Origin of the sequence: Burkholderia sp. MSMB1459WGS (assembly GCF_001534535.1) — a bacterium.
Classification (GTDB): Bacteria; Pseudomonadota; Gammaproteobacteria; order Burkholderiales; family Burkholderiaceae; genus Burkholderia.
This window is the reverse complement of the sequence record NZ_LPMU01000034.1, coordinates 110,824-125,482: the sequence shown is the minus strand read 5'-3', so window position 1 is coordinate 125,482 and position 14,659 is coordinate 110,824. Positions and strand designations below refer to the sequence as shown.

At 66.6% G+C, this 14,659-nt stretch carries 15 protein-coding genes and 1 tRNA gene; 14 read left to right on the top strand and 2 right to left on the bottom strand.

Translation table 11 applies throughout. The features are described from left to right. Positions 1-3 precede the first annotated feature (3 nt). The 9 genes from lptC to WT97_RS13855 all read left to right on the top strand — a co-directional run bounded on the left by lptC (position 4) and on the right by WT97_RS13855 (position 7,724). A complete protein-coding gene (gene lptC / locus WT97_RS13895) occupies positions 4-618 on the top strand; it encodes an LPS export ABC transporter periplasmic protein LptC (protein ID WP_059506659.1) in 615 nt (204 codons plus the stop codon). Between the two features lie 20 nt (positions 619-638). Continuing rightward, positions 639-1,304 (top strand): lipopolysaccharide transport periplasmic protein LptA, encoded by a 666-nt coding sequence (gene lptA, locus WT97_RS13890; protein ID WP_060353631.1) that lies wholly within the window; start codon positions 639-641, stop codon positions 1,302-1,304. Then, positions 1,301-2,077, top strand: a complete 777-nt coding sequence (lptB, locus tag WT97_RS13885) for an LPS export ABC transporter ATP-binding protein (protein WP_059506655.1) — start codon at positions 1,301-1,303, stop codon at positions 2,075-2,077. The genes lptA and lptB overlap by 4 nt, the downstream gene beginning before the upstream one ends. A gap of 171 nt (positions 2,078-2,248) precedes the next feature. Beyond that, positions 2,249-3,754 carry an RNA polymerase factor sigma-54 gene (locus tag WT97_RS13880; RefSeq protein ID WP_059506653.1) on the top strand — a complete coding sequence of 502 codons (1,506 nt, stop codon included), beginning with the start codon at positions 2,249-2,251 and terminating at the stop codon, positions 3,752-3,754. Between the two features lie 158 nt (positions 3,755-3,912). Further along, positions 3,913-4,272: a ribosome hibernation-promoting factor, HPF/YfiA family gene (gene hpf / locus WT97_RS13875; RefSeq protein WP_006477786.1), complete on the top strand. Its 360-nt coding sequence runs from the start codon at positions 3,913-3,915 to the stop codon at positions 4,270-4,272. A gap of 194 nt (positions 4,273-4,466) precedes the next feature. Further along, complete coding sequence (locus WT97_RS13870) at positions 4,467-4,979, top strand: PTS sugar transporter subunit IIA (protein ID WP_027806888.1); 513 nt, start codon at positions 4,467-4,469, stop codon at positions 4,977-4,979. A gap of 129 nt (positions 4,980-5,108) precedes the next feature. Next, positions 5,109-6,077, top strand: a complete 969-nt coding sequence (hprK, locus tag WT97_RS13865) for an HPr(Ser) kinase/phosphatase (protein WP_006483133.1) — start codon at positions 5,109-5,111, stop codon at positions 6,075-6,077. Between the two features lie 75 nt (positions 6,078-6,152). Then, positions 6,153-7,061 (top strand): RNase adapter RapZ, encoded by a 909-nt coding sequence (rapZ, locus tag WT97_RS13860; RefSeq protein WP_006477783.1) that lies wholly within the window; start codon positions 6,153-6,155, stop codon positions 7,059-7,061. Positions 7,062-7,088: 27 nt separating this feature from the next. Then, positions 7,089-7,724 carry an LON peptidase substrate-binding domain-containing protein gene (locus WT97_RS13855; RefSeq protein ID WP_034208417.1) on the top strand — a complete coding sequence of 212 codons (636 nt, stop codon included), beginning with the start codon at positions 7,089-7,091 and terminating at the stop codon, positions 7,722-7,724. 118 nt (positions 7,725-7,842) lie between these two features. On the opposite strand, the gene mutY is transcribed toward WT97_RS13855, so the two are convergent. Continuing rightward, a complete protein-coding gene (gene mutY, locus WT97_RS13850) occupies positions 7,843-8,949 on the bottom strand; it encodes an A/G-specific adenine glycosylase (protein ID WP_059795517.1) in 1,107 nt (368 codons plus the stop codon). Between the two features lie 25 nt (positions 8,950-8,974). Continuing rightward, the gene (mutM, locus tag WT97_RS13845; RefSeq protein WP_059506649.1) at positions 8,975-9,802 is read right to left on the bottom strand and encodes a bifunctional DNA-formamidopyrimidine glycosylase/DNA-(apurinic or apyrimidinic site) lyase; all 828 of its coding nucleotides are present in this window, start codon (positions 9,800-9,802) and stop codon (positions 8,975-8,977) included. Positions 9,803-10,045: 243 nt separating this feature from the next. Between mutM and WT97_RS13840 the strand changes: the two genes are divergently transcribed. The 5 genes from WT97_RS13840 (at position 10,046) to WT97_RS13820 (ending at position 14,538) form a co-directional block, all read left to right on the top strand. After that, entirely contained in the window at positions 10,046-11,869 is a 1,824-nt protein-coding gene (locus tag WT97_RS13840) for a tetratricopeptide repeat protein (RefSeq protein WP_059795516.1), read from the top strand. Then, positions 11,869-12,489 carry a lipoprotein insertase outer membrane protein LolB gene (gene lolB, locus WT97_RS13835; RefSeq protein WP_059795514.1) on the top strand — a complete coding sequence of 207 codons (621 nt, stop codon included), beginning with the start codon at positions 11,869-11,871 and terminating at the stop codon, positions 12,487-12,489. Before WT97_RS13840 ends, lolB begins: the two co-directional genes overlap by 1 nt. A 28-nt stretch (positions 12,490-12,517) precedes the next feature. After that, a complete protein-coding gene (gene ispE / locus WT97_RS13830; protein WP_059506643.1) occupies positions 12,518-13,399 on the top strand; it encodes a 4-(cytidine 5'-diphospho)-2-C-methyl-D-erythritol kinase in 882 nt (293 codons plus the stop codon). Between the two features lie 55 nt (positions 13,400-13,454). Further along, positions 13,455-13,531: transfer RNA gene (locus tag WT97_RS13825), tRNA-Gln, on the top strand. 44 nt (positions 13,532-13,575) lie between these two features. After that, positions 13,576-14,538 carry a ribose-phosphate pyrophosphokinase gene (locus WT97_RS13820; RefSeq protein WP_006483739.1) on the top strand — a complete coding sequence of 321 codons (963 nt, stop codon included), beginning with the start codon at positions 13,576-13,578 and terminating at the stop codon, positions 14,536-14,538. Positions 14,539-14,659 lie beyond the last annotated feature (121 nt).

Genomic DNA, 14,659 nt, shown 5'->3' with positions numbered 1-14,659 from the left:
CCGATGAGCACGCATTTCCGCTGGACCCAGATGCTGCCGCTCGCCGCGGTCGCCGCGCTCGCGGGCGTCACCTGGTGGCTGCTGCAGGCCACGCTGCCGCCGCCCGGCGAGGGCGCCGCGCAGCCGAAGCGCCATACGCCCGACTACTTCGCGGACAACTTCTCGGTCACCGAGCTCGACCAGTCCGGCACGACCCAGTACCGGCTGACGGCCGCGAAGCTGGTCCATTACGAAGACACCGAAAGCAGCGACCTGACCGATCCGGCCATGCGCGCGTTCCAGCCCGGCAAGCCCGTCGTGACGACCACCGCGAAGCGCGGCACCGTCAACGGCGACGTGTCGATCGTCGATTTGTACGACGATGCGCGCATCCTGCGCGCGGCCGGCGGCGGCGATCCGCAGATGCAGGCCGATTCCCAGCATTTCCGGATCTTCGTCAATGACGATGTGATCCAGACCGAAAAGCCGGTTAAACTTCAGCGCGGCCTGTCGCTCGTCAACGCGACCGACGGCATGAAGTACAACAACGTCACCCGGGTCATCGAGCTTTACGGCAACGTGCGCGGCACGATCGCCGCGGCGGACACGTCCGGCGGCTCGAAAGGTCAACCCAAGTGACGCATCCCTCACGTGACTGCATGAACGAACCGTTCCCTCGACAGATTTCCGGCGGCGCTGCGCGCGCCGTCCGCGCCGCGCTCGCCGCGACGCTCGTGGCGCTCCCGCTCATCGGGCTGGCGCCGCTCGCCCATGCCGAGAAGGCCGACCAGAACAAGCCGATCAACGTCGAGGCCGACAACCTGACCTACGACGATCTGAAGCAGGTCACGGTCGCGACCGGCAACGTCGTGATCACGAAGGGCACGATCATCATCAAGGGCGATCGCGTCGAAGTGCGCCAGGACCCGGAAGGCTACCAGTACGCCACCTCGTTCGGCAGCGGCAAGAAGCACGCGACGTTCCGCCAGAAGCGCGAAGGCCTCGACGAATACATCGACGGCGACGCCGAGCGCATCGACTACGACGGCAAGCAGGACCTGACCACGCTGACCACCGCCGCGACCGTGCGCCGCCTGCAGGGCACGTCGACCGTCGCCGATACCGTGCACGGCAGCGTGATCACGTATGACGGCCAGCGCGACTTCTACACCGCGAAGGGCGGCAAGGACGTCGCGGCGCCGGGCAACCCGAACGGCCGCGTGCGTGCGATGCTGTCGCCGAAGAACGGCGGCCCCGCGCCGCTGAACGGGGCGCCGGCCAAGCTGTCGCCGTCGACCACGATCCAGGGAGCGCCCGGCCAATGAACGCGCTCCCGAACCGCCAGCCGGCCGGCACCACGAGCTCGCTCGTCGTCCGCAACCTGAAGAAGCGCTACGGCTCGCGCACGGTCGTCAAGGACGTGTCGCTCGACGTGAAGAGCGGCGAGGTCGTCGGCCTGCTCGGCCCGAACGGCGCCGGCAAGACCACGTCGTTCTACATGATCGTCGGCCTCGTGCCGACGGATGCGGGCGAGATCTCGCTGAACGGCAGCTCGATCGGCCTGCTGCCGATCCACAAGCGCGCGTCGCTCGGCCTGTCGTACCTGCCGCAAGAGGCGTCCGTGTTCCGCAAGCTGACCGTCGAGGAGAACATCCGCGCGGTGCTCGAGCTGCAGCACGGCGAAGACGGCAAGCGGCTGTCGAAGGACGCGATCTCGTCGCGCACCGAAGCGCTGCTCGACGAGCTGCAGATCGGCCATCTGCGCGAGAACCCCGCGCTGTCGCTGTCGGGCGGCGAACGGCGCCGCGTCGAAATCGCGCGCGCGCTCGCGACCAACCCGAGCTTCATCCTGCTCGACGAACCGTTCGCCGGCGTCGACCCGATCGCGGTGCTCGAGATCCAGAAGATCGTCAAGTTCCTGAAGCAGCGCAACATCGGCGTGCTGATCACGGACCACAACGTCCGCGAAACGCTCGGCATCTGCGACCACGCGTACATCATCAGCGACGGTTCGGTGCTGGCCGCCGGCGCGCCGAGCGAAATCATCGAAAACGAAAGCGTGCGCCGCGTGTACCTCGGCGAACACTTCCGCATGTAACTTTCTCCTCGTGGCTGGCTGCACCCCGCCCGGCATCGCCGCGCGGAGCCGCGCCCCGCTTGCATCCACGCCCGCGGCCATGCCCGCGGCCAGGCGGCGCGCCGCGCGTAATCGCGGATGGCTCAATGCGCCTGGGTCGTGGCAAACTGCCGGTATGACTCCCTCCTTGCCATGAAAGCCAGCCTCCAACTTCGCCTGTCGCAACATCTGGCGCTGACGCCGCAGCTGCAGCAGTCGATCCGGCTCCTGCAGTTGTCGACGCTCGAATTGCAGCAGGAAGTCGCGATGGCCGTCGCGCAAAACCCGCTGCTCGAGAACGACGACGAATGGATCGCGAGCCCGCTGCGCGTCGCGGCGGACGGATCGCTGATCGCGCAGACGCCGCCCGCACAGAACACCGAGCCCGCCGCGACGAACGGCAGCGGCACGTCCAGCGATCGCGCGGAGCGCGACGAGCCGGCCGGCGCCGACGAATACGACGGTTACGGGTCCAGCGACGGCAACGACGGCCCGCAGTGGAACCTCGACGAATACGGCCGCTCGGGCGGCGCGTCCGACGACGACGACCTGCCGCCGCTGCAGGTGCAGGAAGCCGCGACGTCGCTGCGCGACCACCTGTCCGCGCAGTTGCGCGTCACGCAGGCCGGCCCGCGCGATCGCGCGCTCGTGATGTTCCTGATCGAATCGCTCGACGACGACGGCTACCTGACCGCCACGCTCGACGAAGTGCTCGCCGACCTGCCGCCCGAACTGGAAATCGACTGCGACGAACTGAACGCGGCGCTCGCGTTGCTGCACAGCTTCGACCCGGCCGGCGTCGGCGCGCGCTCGGCCTCCGAATGCCTGAAGCTGCAGTTGCTGCGTCTCGATCCGTCCCCGACGCGCACGCTCGCGCTCGACATCGTGTCGCAGCATCTCGAACTGCTCGCCGCCCGCGACTTCACACGGTTGCGCAAGCACCTGAAGGCGAGCGACGACGCGCTGCGCGACGCGCACGCGCTGATCCGCTCGCTCGAGCCGTTCCCCGGCGCCGCATACGGCAAGGCCGAGGCCGACTACGTCGTGCCCGACATCATCGTGAAGAAGGCCGGCCAGGGATGGCTCGCGGAGCTCAATCCGGAGGTCGTGCCGCGCCTGCGGATCAACAACCTGTACGCGAACATCCTGCGCAACAGCCGTGGCGATCCGTCGGCCGGATCGCTGAAGCAGCAGCTTCAGGAAGCGCGCTGGCTGATCAAAAACATCCAGCAGCGTTTCGACACGATCCTGCGTGTCGCGCAGGCTATTGTCGAGCGTCAGAAGAATTTCTTTGCGCACGGTGAAATTGCTATGCGCCCCTTGGTTTTGCGGGAAATAGCTGATACGCTGGGCCTACACGAGTCGACTGTCAGCCGTGTGACAACCGGGAAGTACATGCTGACCCCGTTCGGGACGCTCGAATTTAAGTACTTCTTCGGATCTCACGTTTCGACCGACACCGGTGGCGCCGCCTCGTCGACCGCCATCCGAGCCCTCATCAAGCAACTGATAGGAGCTGAAGACCCAAAATCGCCACTTTCGGACAGCCGCATTGCCGAGCTGCTGGCAGAACAGGGTTTCGTGGTCGCGCGCCGCACGGTTGCGAAATATCGCGAAGCCCTCAAGATCCCGGCAGTGAATCTGCGCAAGTCTCTTTAAGCCTGCTGCCTGCCCGGCGGCAGGCGTGTTCCGGCCACCGCGCACACGGGGAACAGGCCGGGCGACCTGTCCGCGATACGCCGCCTCGTGCGGCACGGGCAAGTCGACCGGAGCGCCGCCTCGATGCGGCCGGGTGGTCACTCGCTTGGAGAAGCACTATGAACCTGAAGATCAGTGGACATCATCTCGAAGTCACGCCTGCAATTCGCGAATACGTGATCACCAAGCTGGACCGGGTGCTACGGCATAGCGATCAGGTGATCGATGGCACTGTGATCCTCTCGGTCGACAACCACAAGGAAAAGGACAAGCAGCAGCGCGCGGAAATCAATCTGCACCTGAAGGGCAAGGACATCTTCGTCGAAAGCGCGAACGGCAACCTGTACGCCGCGATCGATCTGCTGATCGACAAGCTGGATCGCCAGGTCGTCAAGCACATGGAGCGCCTGCAAACGCACGCGCACGACCCGATCAAGCTGCAGCCGTCGATCGACCAGATCGAACTGCCGCCGCAATAACCGTCACTGCAACACGCACGCCGCCCGGTTCGCCGGGCGTTTTTTTTGCGACTCCGCGCGAAGGTGCAACCGGTCGGTCCGTGCTGCGCCACGCACGCGGCTGTGCTCTATAATGTTCCGGTTATCGCCGGGGGGTGTTGGATGCGGTAGCGGCGTTGCAGGTTGCCATGCCACATACCTTGATATCGCCGAACATGGAAAATCAGTCCGCCGCCGCAAGGAGACCCCAGGCCGCCCAATCGCCTGCCAACATGAATCGCCTAGCCAAAATCCTGCCCATAGAGAACGTCGTCATCGACCTCTCGGTCACCAGCAAGAAACGCGTCTTCGAACAAGCCGGGCTGATGTTCGAGAATCAGAACGGCATCGGCCGCAGCACCGTCACGGACAACCTGTTCGCACGCGAGCGCCTCGGTTCGACCGGGCTCGGCGAAGGTGTCGCGATTCCGCACGGCCGCATCAAGGGCCTCAAGCACCCGCTCGCCGCGTTCGTCCGCCTCGCCGATGCGATCCCGTTCGAAGCGCCCGACGGCCAGCCGGTCGGCCTTCTGATCTTCCTGCTCGTCCCCGAGCAAGCTACCCAGCAGCACCTCGAGATCCTGTCGGAAATCGCGCAACTGCTGTCCGATCGCGACGCACGCGAGCGTCTGCACAACGAAACGGATATCGCCGAGTTGCATCGCCTGCTCACTCAGTGGCAACCTTGAGTTGTTCCGGGCGGAATATTTCCCCGTACCAGGCGGCACGCGCCGCCGTCCAGGGCCGCCCGGCGCCGGCCCGGCATGGCGACGTCCGTCGCCGCGCGCCCGCACCGGCCCATTGGAGTGACGAGAGTCATGGATACGTCCAGCATCAACGCCCAGAGCATCTTCGACGACAACGCAGCCACGCTGAAACTGAGCTGGCTGACGGGGCATGAAGGCTGGGAACGCGGCTTTTCGGCCGACACGGTCGGCAACGCAACGTCGAGCGCCGACCTCGTCGGCCACCTGAACCTGATCCATCCGAACCGGATCCAGGTGCTCGGCGAAGCCGAAATCGACTACTACCAGCGACAGACCGACGAAGACCGCTCGCGCCACATGGCCGAGCTGATCGCGCTCGAACCGCCGTTCCTCGTCGTCGCCGGTGGCGCCGCTGCGCCGCCCGAACTGGTGCTGCGCTGCACGCGCTCGTCCACGCCGCTGTTCACGACGCCGATGTCGGCGGCCGCGGTGATCGACAGCCTGCGGCTCTACATGTCGCGCATCCTCGCGCCGCGCGCGACGCTGCACGGCGTGTTCCTCGACATCCTCGGGATGGGCGTGCTGCTGACCGGCGATTCGGGCCTCGGCAAGAGCGAGCTCGGCCTCGAGCTGATCAGCCGCGGACACGGCCTCGTCGCCGACGACGCGGTCGACTTCGTCCGTCTTGGCCCCGATTTCGTCGAAGGGCGCTGCCCGCCGCTGCTGCAGAATCTGCTCGAAGTGCGTGGCCTCGGCCTGCTCGACATCAAGACGATCTTCGGTGAAACCGCGGTGCGACGGAAAATGAAGCTGAAGCTGATCGTCCAGCTCGTGCGGCGCCCCGACGGCGAATTCCAGCGCCTGCCGCTCGAAAGTCAGACCGTCGACGTGCTCGGTTTGCCGATCAGCAAGGTCACGATCCAGGTCGCGGCCGGCCGCAACCTCGCGGTGCTCGTCGAGGCGGCCGTCCGGAACACGATCCTGCAGTTGCGCGGAATCGACACGTTGCGCGATTTCATGGATCGACAACGACTCGCGATGCAGGATCCCGACAGTCAGTTCCCCGGCAAACTGGTGTAACCCGCACGCGCCCGGCCGCGCAACGCCGACGCGTCGAGCCGGTGCTATGATGAAACGTCAGGATTCTCCGTTCCCATGCGCATCGTCCTCATTACCGGCATCTCCGGCTCAGGCAAGTCCGTCGCGCTGAACGCGCTCGAAGACGCAGGCTATTACTGCGTCGACAACCTGCCGCCGCACGTGCTCCCCGAACTCGCCCGCTACCTCGCCCAGGACGGCCAGCGCCGGCTTGCGGTCGCGATCGACGCGCGCTCCAGCGCGTCGCTCGATGAAATGCCCGGCCTGATCCGCGAGCTGTCCCGCGAGCACGACGTGCGCGTGCTGTTCCTCAACGCGAGCACCCAGGCGCTGATCCAGCGCTTCTCCGAAACGCGCCGCCGCCATCCGTTGTCCGGCTCGCGGTCGCACGATGCGGACGTCGGCTTGCTGTCGTCGCTCGAGGAAGCGATCGAGCGCGAGCGCGAGCTCGTCGCGCCGCTCGCCGAATTCGGCCACCAGATCGATACCAGCACGCTGCGCGCGAACGCGCTGCGCACCTGGGTCAAGCGCTTCATCGAGCAGAAGAACAACGACCTGATGGTGATGTTCGAATCGTTCGGCTTCAAGCGCGGCGTGCCGCTCGACGCCGACCTGATGTTCGACGTGCGCGCGTTGCCGAACCCGTACTACGACCACCAGTTGCGCCCGCTCACCGGGCTCGACCAGCCGGTCATCGCCTTTCTCGACGCACTGCCGATCGTCCATCAGATGATCGACGACATCCATGCGTTCCTGATGAAATGGCTACCGCACTTCCGCGATGACAACCGCAGCTACCTGACCGTCGCCATCGGCTGCACGGGCGGCCAGCATCGCTCGGTGTTCATCGCGGAAACGCTCGCCGCGCGCCTCGCGCGCGACGCGAACGTGATCGTGCGGCATCGTGACGCGCCAGTGGATGTCGACGCGTCGTCGCGGCTCGTCTCCGAGGTCGATCGACCCTAGCGACACCCGCCCCCACGCCCGCGCGCCATGTCCTCCCTCTCGACCACCCTGATCGACCTGCCGCTGTTTCCGCTGCACACGGTGCTGTTTCCGGGAGGGCTGCTCCCGCTCAAGGTGTTCGAGGCGCGCTATCTCGACATGTCGCGCGCATGCCTGCGCGACGATGCGCCGTTCGGCGTGTGCCTGCTCAAGAGCGGGCCCGAAGTCGCGCAGGACGGCGCGGTGTCGGTGCCCGAAACCATCGGCTGCATGGCGCGCATCACCGAGTGCGATACCGGCGAGTTCGGGATGCTGTATCTGCAGGCGGTCGGCACGCAGCGTTTCGAGCTGCTGTCGTATCGCGTCGAAAGCAACGGGCTGCTGGTCGGCATCGCGGAGCCGCTGCCCGACGACATCCCGCTCGAAGGCGAACAGGCGCTCGCGCAGTTCGGCTCGTGCGCCGAGGTGCTCGAGCGCATCATCGACGCGCTGAAGAAGTCCGATCCGGAGAAAATGCCGTTCGGCGAACCGTTCCGCCTCGACGATCCGAGCTGGGTATCGAATCGCCTCGCGGAACTGCTGCCGCTCGACCTGCGCGCGCGGCAGAAGCTGATGGAGTTTCCGGACGTCGGCGCGCGCATCGACGCCGTGCACCACGTGCTCGACCGGCACGGCTGGCTGTAACGCCGCAGGCTCCGTCGCGCAGCGCACCTGCCCGGCGCACGCCTGCCTGCGCGACGGCACAGCCGCGGCAGTCAGGCGCCTTCCCGAACGCGGCCCGCGCCGCGCCCTACGCCGTTCGTTACAGCAGCGGCCCGCTCAGCGCATCGAGCAGCTTGCGCACCGGCGCCGGCACGCCGTACGCGTCGAGCCGGCTCAGCGGCACCCATGCGGTGTCCGCGTCCCGCGCCGGCGACGGTAGGCCCTTGCCCTCCGTCAGATCGCTCAGCCGCGGCTCGATTTCGAGCCGGAAATGCGTGAACGTGTGCGTGAGCGGCGCGAGCGGCACCGTGCCGCCGCCGCCGAAGCCGCGCGCGAGATCCGCGAGCGCGGCATCGCCGTCCGCTTGCGGCAGGCTCCACAGTCCGCCCCAGATGCCGGTCGGCGGCCGGCGCTCGAGCAGCACGGCGTCGCCGTCGCGCAGCACGAGCATCCAGGTCTTGCGCGTCGGCACGGCCTTCTTCGGCCGCGCGGCCGGCAGTTCGCGCTGACGGCCGGTCGATTGCGCGACGCAGTCGCCCGCGAACGGGCAGCGGGCGCAGTCGGGTTTGCCGCGCACGCACAGCGTCGCGCCCAGATCCATCAGCCCCTGCGTATACGCGCTCACGTCGGCCGCGTTCGCGGCGTCGGGCAGCAGCGATTCGGCGAGCGCCCACATGTCGTTCTCGACGCGCTTCTCGCCCGGAAAGCCCTCGACGCCGAATACCCGCGCGAGCACGCGCTTCACGTTGCCGTCGAGGATCGTCGCGCGCGCGCCGTACGCAAACGACGCGATCGCGGCGGCCGTCGAGCGACCGATGCCCGGCAGTTCGGCCAATGCGTCGGGGGTCGCCGGAAACGCGCCGCCGTGCTCGGCGACGACGACCTGCGCGCAGCGGTGCAGGTTGCGCGCGCGCGAGTAGTAGCCGAGCCCGGCCCACAGCGCCATCACGTCGTCGCTCGGCGCGGCCGCGAGCGCGGCGACGTCGGGGTAGCGGTCGAGAAAACGCGTGTAATACGGAATGACGGTCGATACCTGCGTCTGCTGCAGCATGATTTCCGACAGCCAGATCCGGTACGGATCGCGGGTGTTCTGCCATGGCAGATCATGGCGGCCATGCTCGCGCTGCCACGCGACGAGACGCGTGGCGAACGTGCGGTGCAGCGGCGTGACGGGGAACGGAGCGGGGGTGATGCGGGGCGGCTTCAAGTTTGTCTGATGGCGGAAAAGGGTTTCAACGCTGGCACGTCGGGCAGAAATAGGTCGATCGCTGGCCCTGCACGATCTGGCGGATCGATGTGCCGCATACGCGGCACGGCTGGCCGGCGCGATCGTAGACGAAGCAGTCGAGCTGGAAGTAGCCGCTTTCGCCGTTGCTGCCGACGAAATCGCGCAACGTGCTGCCGCCGCGCTCGATCGCGTCGGCGAGCGTCGCGCGTACCGCATCGGCCAGCCGCTCGTAGCGCGGCAGCGACACCTTGCCGGCGGCCGTCGTCGGCCGGATGCCGGCGCGAAACAGGCTCTCCGACGCGTAGATGTTGCCGACGCCGACAACCATGTCGCCCGCGAGCAGCGCCTGCTTGACCGATACCGTGCGGCCGCGTGTACGCGCATGCAGCAACGCGCCGGTGAACGCCGGCGAGAACGGCTCGACGCCGAGGCTCGCGAGTAGCGGATGCGCATGCACGTCGCCTGCGTCGCGCGGATGCCAGAGTACGGCGCCGAAGCGGCGGGGATCGCGGAACCGCAGCACGAATTCGTCGAAGATCCAGTCGATGTGGTCGTGCTTCGCCGCGACCGGCACGCCAGTTGCGGGCAGCACGCGCAGCGTGCCGGTCATCCCGAGATGGACGATGAACCAGCCTGCATCGACCTCGAACAGCAGGTACTTGCCGCGGCGCTCGACGGCGAGCACCTCGCGCGCGCGCAACTGTTCGGCGAGCCCCGCCGGCACGGGCCAGCGCAACATCGCGGTACGGACGTCGACACGCTCGACGCGGCGGCCCGCGACAAAGGGCTCGATACCCCGGCGCGTGACTTCGACTTCTGGCAACTCTGGCATGTTTTGCGGGTCTGAGGCTACGGTCTGTTTACATAGGAACGCGAGCGCTGCCACGAGAACGGCCGCGCTCGCGGCGCCCCCGAACGAGACGCGGGAATGCCCGAAATCGCCCGCCCGGCAGCACGCGAGACGGGCGATTTCGGGCATTCGCATGGGGATTCCACAGGTAAGCGGACCCTATCACGATCGTGCGTGTATTGTAGCGAGCGCGTTACAATCGGTTGAAACATCGAACGGATTTCCATGACCCTGCCCTCGAAGCTGCTTCAGAAGCGCCCCGCCGCCGTGCGCGGCGCGCGCGCCTTCCCGGTCCGCCGTGCAATCGGTGCCGCGCTGCTTGCCGCCTGGACCCTCACCGCCTTTCCGGCCCACGCGCAGGATCCGGCCTCGGACGACGCGGAGCCGCAGGGCGCGTTCGAGCATGTGATGCCGGACGAGCAGAAGAATCTCCCCGGCGTGCCGCTGACGAGCCAGATCGTCTACCAGGTGCTCGCCGCCGAGGTCGCGCTCCAGCGCAACCAGCCGGCACCGGCCTACCAGACCTACCTCGCGCTTGCCCGCGACACGCGCGATCCGCGCATGGCGCAGCGCGCGACCGAAATCGCGCTCGGCGCGCAGAGCCCGGCCGACGCGCTGTCCGCCGCGAATCTGTGGCGCCAGTACGCACCGGATTCGAACCGCGCGTCGCAGGTCGACGCCGCGCTGCTGGTGCTCGCCGGCAAGCCGGCCGACGCGCAACCGATGCTCGCGCGCGAGCTGGCCCGCGCGACCGGCGACACGCGCGGCCCGGCGATCCTCGCGCTGCAGGCGCTGCTCGTGCGCGGCCCCGACCGCGTCGGCGGCCTCGCGGTGCTGAAGGACATGTTGAAGAACGACATGAATCGCCCCGAGGCGCAGCTCGCGATCGCGCGGCAGCAGCTCGCGGTCGACGACAAGGACGGCGCCGCGCAGTCGCTGAAGCAGGCGCTGCAGATTCGCCCCGATTACCTGCCGGCGGCGCTGATGCTGTCGCAAATGGGGCCGGCGGAACGCGCGGCGGGCATCGCGTCGTTCGAGAAGTATGTTCAGCAGAATCCGAAGTCGCGCGACGCACGGCTCGCGCTGTCGCAGCTCTATCTCGCCGACGATCGCCTCGACGACGCACAGAAGCAGTTCGAGACGATGCGCAAGCTCGACTCGAAGGATCCGACGCCGCTGATGGCGCTCGCGCTGATCAAGATCCAGCAGAAGAAGCTCGACGAGGCGACCGGCTACCTGAAGCAGTACGTGCAGCTCGGCGACAAGCAGCCGAATCTCGACGTCGGCCAAGGCTACATCTACCTCGCGCAGATCGCGATCGACCAGAACAACGACGCGCAGGCGTCGCAATGGCTCGACAAGGTCGACCAGACGAGCCAGCACTACCTGCCCGCGCAGATCACCCGCGCGCAACTGCTGCAGAAACAGGGCAAGACCGACGAGGCGCGCAAGGTGCTCGACAACCTGCCGATCACGGATCCGCGCGACGCGGCCGTGGTGGCGCGCACCGATGCGTCGATCCTGTTCACGGCGAAGCGCTATCCGGAAGCGGAGGCGCGGCTCGGGCAGGCCGTCCAGGACTTCCCGGACGATCCCGACCTGCGCTACGACTACGCGATGGCGGCCGAAAAGACGGGCCACTATGCGACGATGGAAAAGCAGTTGCGCGAGCTGATCCGTACGCAGCCCGACAACCCGCAGGCCTACAACGCGCTCGGCTATTCGCTCGCCGACCGCAACCAGCGCCTGCCCGAGGCCAGCAAGCTGATCGACAAGGCGATGGCGCTCGCGCCGAACGACGCCTACATCATGGACAGCCTCGGCTGGGTGAAGTACCGGATGGGCGACACGGCCGGCGCGACGAAGGTGCTGCAGCGTGCATATGAACTGCAGCCGAACGCCGAAATCGGCGCGCATCTCGGCGAGGTGCTTTGGAAGAGCGGCGCGCAGGAAGACGCGCGCAATGCGTGGCGTGCCGCGCAGAAGCTCGAGCCCGACAACGAAACGCTCGTGCAGACGCTGAAGCGCCTGCAGATCAACGGCCTCTGATGCGGATGTTCCCGATGTTTTCCCTGTCCTCCCGCGCGTGGCGCACGCTCGCCGCGGCCGGCGCGGCGCTCGCGCTCGCCGGCTGCGCGAGCACGCCGCCGTCGGCCGGCACGCCGGCGGGCGCCGCACTGCAGACGGCGGCGACGCATGCGTACCACGGCCGCTTCGCGGTGCGGTACGACGATCGTCTCGGCAACCCGCAGAACGTGTACGGCAACTTCGACTGGCAGGAACACGGCGACGACGTGTCGCTCGAACTGCGCAGCCCGCTCGGCCAGACGCTCGCGGTCGTGAAAGCGACGCCGCACGCGGCGTCGCTCGAATTGCCGAACCGTCCGACCCAATATGCGCCGGACGTCGGCGACCTGATGCAGAAGACGCTCGGCTTCGAGCTGCCGCTCGCGGGCCTGCGCTACTGGCTGCTGCCGACCGCCGCGCCCGCGACGCCCGCGGAAACCGTGCGCGACCCGGCCGACGGCACGCGCATCAAGCAGCTCCGCCAGGACGGCTGGACGATCGACTACCTCGCCTACGCGGATGCCCCGGCCACGGGCGTCAAACGCGTCAACCTCGTGCGCGCGACGCCGCCGCTCGACATCAAGCTCGTGCTCGATCAGTGAGCACGCGCGCCTAGCCCCCGATACCCGCATGACCGATTCGACCCGCTCGCTGCGCAACTGCCTGGCGCCCGCGAAACTCAACCTGTTCCTGCACATCACCGGTCGCCGCCCGAACGGCTATCACGATCTGCAGAGCGTATTCCAGCTGCTGAACTGGGGCGACACGCTGCACTTCACGCGGCGCGACGACGGCCGCGTCGCACGCGTCACCGACGTGCCCGGCGTGCCCGAGGAAAGCGATCTCGTCGTACGCGCGGCCAACCTGCTGAAAGCGCATACGGGCACCGCGCACGGCGTCGACATCGAGATCGACAAGATCCTGCCGATGGGCGCCGGTCTCGGCGGCGGCAGCTCCGACGCGGCGACGACGCTGCTCGCGCTGAACCGCCTGTGGCAACTCGATTTGCCGCGCGCCGAACTCCAGTCGCTCGCGGTCAAACTCGGCGCCGACGTCCCGTTTTTTATTTTTGGAAAAAATGCGTTCGCAGAGGGTATCGGAGAAGAATTAGCTGAGGTAGAATTGCCGACTCGCTGGTTCCTGGTTGTGACGCCACGCGTTCATGTCCCGACCGCTGAAATATTTTCAGATGAGTTGTTGACAAGAGATACGAAGCCCGTCACAATTGCTGACTTTCTTGCACAGCAAACCAGCGATGCGGGATGGCCAGATAGCTTCGGCCGGAACGATATGCAGGAAGTTGTAACAAGGAAGTACGCGGAAGTTGCGCAGGTGGTCAAATGGTTGTATGATGTGACCCCCGCGAGGATGACCGGCTCCGGAGCAAGCGTGTTTGCAGCGTTTCACAGCAAGCACGAGGCAGAAGCGGCGAAAGCCAGACTGCCCGCCAGTTGGAATGGCGCAGTTGCCGAGAGCCTGAACGAGCATCCGCTCTTCGCTTTCGCGTCATGAAGTTTTACTTTGCCGAACGGCCTACACGAGTTCGGTGAAGTTATCAGTTAAGTGTAGGGGAGTCGCCAAGTTGGTCAAGGCACCGGATTTTGATTCCGGCATGCGAGGGTTCGAGTCCTTCCTCCCCTGCCAAAAATTTTCCCGCATTTCCCGCCCAAGCCTGAAGCAGGTGCACGATGAGCAGCCACAGCCATGATGGCCTGATGGTCTTTACTGGCAACGCGAATCCCGCGCTCGCCCAGGAAGTCGTCAATATCCTTGGTATCCCCCTCGGCAAAGCGATGGTCAGCCGTTTCTCCGACGGCGAGATCCAGGTCGAGATCCAGGAAAACGTGCGCGGCAAGGACGTCTTCGTCCTGCAATCCACGTGCGCACCGACGAACGACAACCTGATGGAACTGATGATCATGGTCGATGCGCTCAAGCGCGCATCCGCCGGCCGGATCACTGCAGCCATCCCCTACTTCGGCTATGCGCGTCAGGATCGCCGCCCGCGTTCGGCGCGCGTCGCGATCTCGGCGAAGGTCATCGCGAACATGCTGGAAATCGCCGGCGTCGAGCGGATCATCACGATGGATCTGCACGCCGACCAGATTCAAGGCTTCTTCGACATTCCGGTCGACAACATCTACGCCACGCCGATCCTGCTGGGCGACCTGCGCAAGCAGAACTACTCGGATCTGCTCGTCGTGTCGCCGGACGTCGGCGGCGTGGTGCGTGCCCGGGCACTCGCGAAGCAGCTCAACTGCGATCTCGCGATCATCGACAAGCGTCGCCCGAAGGCGAACGTCGCCGAAGTGATGAACATCATCGGTGAAGTCGAAGGCCGCACCTGCGTGATCATGGACGACATGGTCGATACGGCCGGCACGCTCTGCAAGGCCGCGCAAGTGCTGAAGGACCGCGGTGCGAAACAGGTGTTCGCGTACGCGACGCACCCGGTGCTGTCGGGCGGCGCCGCAGATCGCATCGCCGCATCGGCACTCGACGAGCTGGTCGTGACCGACACGATTCCGCTGTCGGCCGAATCGCTGGCGTGCTCGAAGATCCGCTCGCTGACGAGCGCGAGCCTGCTGGCCGAAACGTTCTCGCGGATTCGCCGCGGCGATTCGGTGATGTCGCTGTTCGCGGAATCCTGATCGCGAAACGACGGAACAAAGTATGCGCGGAAAGCGAAGCGGCAACGCTTCGCTTTTTGCACAATCGGACGGGATAGACGAAACCCCGGCCGTTTCATCGGGGGCCGCTTGATGGCCCCGT

Excerpts from the sequence above, each read along its gene's own strand:
- lptC (WP_059506659.1), top strand. The coding sequence starts at position 4 with ATGAGCACGCATTTCCGCTGGACCCAGATGCTGCCGCTCGCCGCGGTC.
- lptA (WP_060353631.1), top strand. The coding sequence starts at position 639 with ATGAACGAACCGTTCCCTCGACAGATTTCCGGCGGCGCTGCGCGCGCC.
- lptB (WP_059506655.1), top strand. The coding sequence starts at position 1,301 with ATGAACGCGCTCCCGAACCGCCAGCCGGCCGGCACCACGAGCTCGCTC.
- WT97_RS13880 (WP_059506653.1), top strand. The coding sequence starts at position 2,249 with ATGAAAGCCAGCCTCCAACTTCGCCTGTCGCAACATCTGGCGCTGACG.
- hpf (WP_006477786.1), top strand. The coding sequence starts at position 3,913 with ATGAACCTGAAGATCAGTGGACATCATCTCGAAGTCACGCCTGCAATT.
- WT97_RS13870 (WP_027806888.1), top strand. The coding sequence starts at position 4,467 with ATGGAAAATCAGTCCGCCGCCGCAAGGAGACCCCAGGCCGCCCAATCG.
- hprK (WP_006483133.1), top strand. The coding sequence starts at position 5,109 with ATGGATACGTCCAGCATCAACGCCCAGAGCATCTTCGACGACAACGCA.
- rapZ (WP_006477783.1), top strand. The coding sequence starts at position 6,153 with ATGCGCATCGTCCTCATTACCGGCATCTCCGGCTCAGGCAAGTCCGTC.
- WT97_RS13855 (WP_034208417.1), top strand. The coding sequence starts at position 7,089 with ATGTCCTCCCTCTCGACCACCCTGATCGACCTGCCGCTGTTTCCGCTG.
- mutM (WP_059506649.1), bottom strand. The coding sequence starts at position 9,802 with ATGCCAGAGTTGCCAGAAGTCGAAGTCACGCGCCGGGGTATCGAGCCC.
- WT97_RS13840 (WP_059795516.1), top strand. The coding sequence starts at position 10,046 with ATGACCCTGCCCTCGAAGCTGCTTCAGAAGCGCCCCGCCGCCGTGCGC.
- lolB (WP_059795514.1), top strand. The coding sequence starts at position 11,869 with ATGCGGATGTTCCCGATGTTTTCCCTGTCCTCCCGCGCGTGGCGCACG.
- ispE (WP_059506643.1), top strand. The coding sequence starts at position 12,518 with ATGACCGATTCGACCCGCTCGCTGCGCAACTGCCTGGCGCCCGCGAAA.
- WT97_RS13820 (WP_006483739.1), top strand. The coding sequence starts at position 13,576 with ATGAGCAGCCACAGCCATGATGGCCTGATGGTCTTTACTGGCAACGCG.